The sequence below is a fragment of the Coprococcus sp. AF16-5 genome (assembly GCF_003479365.1).
GTDB lineage: Bacteria > Bacillota > Clostridia > Lachnospirales > Lachnospiraceae > Coprococcus > Coprococcus aceti.
Window position 1 is genome coordinate 1 of record NZ_QUGZ01000018.1, and the last position, 2,422, is coordinate 2,422.

The 2,422-nt window shown below is 32.1% G+C and carries 4 protein-coding genes and 1 pseudogene; all 5 read left to right on the top strand.

Annotated elements, in window-relative coordinates:
- A pseudogene (locus DWW70_RS14685) lies at window positions 1–424 on the top strand (ParB/RepB/Spo0J family partition protein); the annotation flags it as partial.
- Window positions 425–433: 9 nt separating this feature from the next.
- A complete protein-coding gene (locus DWW70_RS14690; protein ID WP_015533470.1) occupies window positions 434–793 on the top strand; it encodes an SMI1/KNR4 family protein in 360 nt (119 codons plus the stop codon).
- A complete protein-coding gene (locus DWW70_RS14695; RefSeq protein ID WP_015533469.1) occupies window positions 786–1,328 on the top strand; it encodes an RNA 2'-phosphotransferase in 543 nt (180 codons plus the stop codon). The genes DWW70_RS14690 and DWW70_RS14695 overlap by 8 nt, the downstream gene beginning before the upstream one ends.
- Window positions 1,329–1,913, top strand: a complete 585-nt coding sequence (locus DWW70_RS14700) for a hypothetical protein (protein ID WP_118650124.1) — start codon at window positions 1,329–1,331, stop codon at window positions 1,911–1,913.
- Window positions 1,914–1,923: 10 nt separating this feature from the next.
- Entirely contained in the window at window positions 1,924–2,343 is a 420-nt protein-coding gene (locus DWW70_RS14705) for a hypothetical protein (protein ID WP_117875556.1), read from the top strand.
- Window positions 2,344–2,422 lie beyond the last annotated feature (79 nt).

Here is a 2,422-nt window from a genome sequence, read left to right on the forward strand (position 1 = left end):
TACTAGCAAAGGACGGGTGGAGTCTGAAAGAAGTATTACTTGTGAGGATGGAAGTAAGACAATTAATCCTAAAGAAATAAGATATAGTCAATCGTCTGTAAATGGTTCAAGTGAGATTATAGATAGCATGAAGAAGAATGGGTGGAAGGGTGACCCGATTGATGTGGTAGAAATGCCTGATGGAATATATACAACAATAGATAATACACGTGTTGTATCTGCAAGAGAAGCTGGTATTAATGTTAAAGCTAATGTGCATGGATATAATGATATTTTACCTGAGGAATATATCGAGAGATTTACAACTAAGAAAGGTGTTCCTGTTACATGGGGCGATGCAATTAGTCTAAGAGTTGGAAAACAAAAGGCATCTTTTAGAAATAGTAATCCATTTGGAGCGTTTGATATGGATACAATAAAGTAGGAGGCAAACATGGAAATATATGATGTAAGTAAAGTATATCAAGAATTTAATTATCCCAAAGAGTTTTTAAAAATTGTTGAACTAAATCTGGTGGACTTTGATTTTTGGTACTTAATGAGCAAAGAACAGGTTGAAAAAAGAATTAAAGGATTAAAGGAACGTTATCCAGATAGAGAACTTGTTCCTTTTGCTAGAAGAGATGATAGTGATGATATAGCTTGTTTTGATATTAAAAAAAATAGTAAAGTCCAAATTATTCATGATTTTGCAAGTGCTGGATATGAACAGAGAAAAGAGTATAATACTTTCTGGGAATGGTTTAAGGAAGCAATACAGGAAATGATAGATGAGGAAGAAGCAGATGATTAATTATGAAGAATTAAGCAAAGAAGTATCGTATGCACTTCGCCATGCACCTTGGGAATATGAGTTGGAGATGGATGAAGAAGGTTGGGTGTCAGTAGAACAATTAGTGGATGCTCTGAATAAGGATATGAAATGGATAGGTACATCAGAAGACGATTTATTAGTTATGATAGATAAATCAGAGAAGAAGAGACATGAAATAAGCGGTGGAAAAATCAGAGCATTTTATGGTCATTCAATTCCGATGCACATAAAGAAAGAAAAAATGATACCTCCAGATATTTTATATCATGGTACGGCTAGAAGATTTTTATCAAGTATAAAAATTAATGGTCTATTACCTCAAGGAAGACAATATGTTCATTTGTCACAAGATATTAGTACAGCACAGAGTGTTGGATTAAGACGTGATAATAAACCATGTGTTTTGCAAATTGATGCAAAAAGAGCTTGGGAAGATGGAATACTTTTTTATTTTGGAAATGAAAAGGTATGGTTAGCTGATGTAATACCAAGTAAATATATAACAGAAATATAGTTGATAGAAGCCAGTAGATTTAAGGGTGGAAGTACAACAATAGATGATGTTACAGAAATGGATTGGTATAATTATTATAGGGATACATATGGGAAAGAAAATGTGTGTTGGGAAAGTTGTAATCCATCAGAAGTAGCGTCCGCTTGGCAAGGTAGTTATCCCTATACTGGTGTGGATGCCTATACGAATATAACATTACATGATGGTGATATAATCTATATGGGCGAACCATTCCCAACGGGGTATTCTATAACATCAGAAGTAGCGCAGACTATAGGCAATGATGCTCAAAAGGTCTTTGGAGGATTGCAAGTAAAACCATATTATGAAAAAGGAATGGCTTATGCAGAATACAGAAGTAAGTTAACTCCTTACAAAGTTCATGGAGAACTAAATGTGGCAGATGGAGTCGCTTTGAATAATCCGCAATTTGGTCAAGGAGGATTAACGCAAAGATTTGACCCTAATTTTGATTTTAATTGTGCTAATGGAGTACTGGAAAAATTAGATAATCAAACGATTAGTTTAACAAATACTAAAATATCACTAGAGGAATATTTCGGTATGATGAATGAAATTAAGTAGGAGAAATGCTATGAAAAATGGGAAAATTAAATTGGGAAGATATATTATTGAACCAAAGACGAGTATTGATATATTAAATGCAGATGAATTCAATGTAATAAAATTTAATACTGGAAAAGTATATATATCCAAGGAGCCAATGGAATTAAATAAAGAAAAGTTCTGGACTACTATTTTTTGTGATAATAAGATAATATCAAAAGTTGAATTAAGTAATGCTGAAGAGAAGTACAAAATGAATTATCAAACAATGAATGATGATATTCTGAAAGAATTAAGAAAACATAATAATGATTTTTTGAAAAATGAATTAGGAATTCCAAGTAATGAAGGTATTACAGGAATAGAATATGATTATGCATGGGGAAAAATATTTTCATATTATGATAATAAATCATCGGAGACAGGCATTGTGATTGTTTATATTTAATTATGGTTATACTTTAAGACTTCCTTAGAAGTAAAATCTGATATGTAATGACCTCTTGTCAAGTACAAGTTAACAGAAA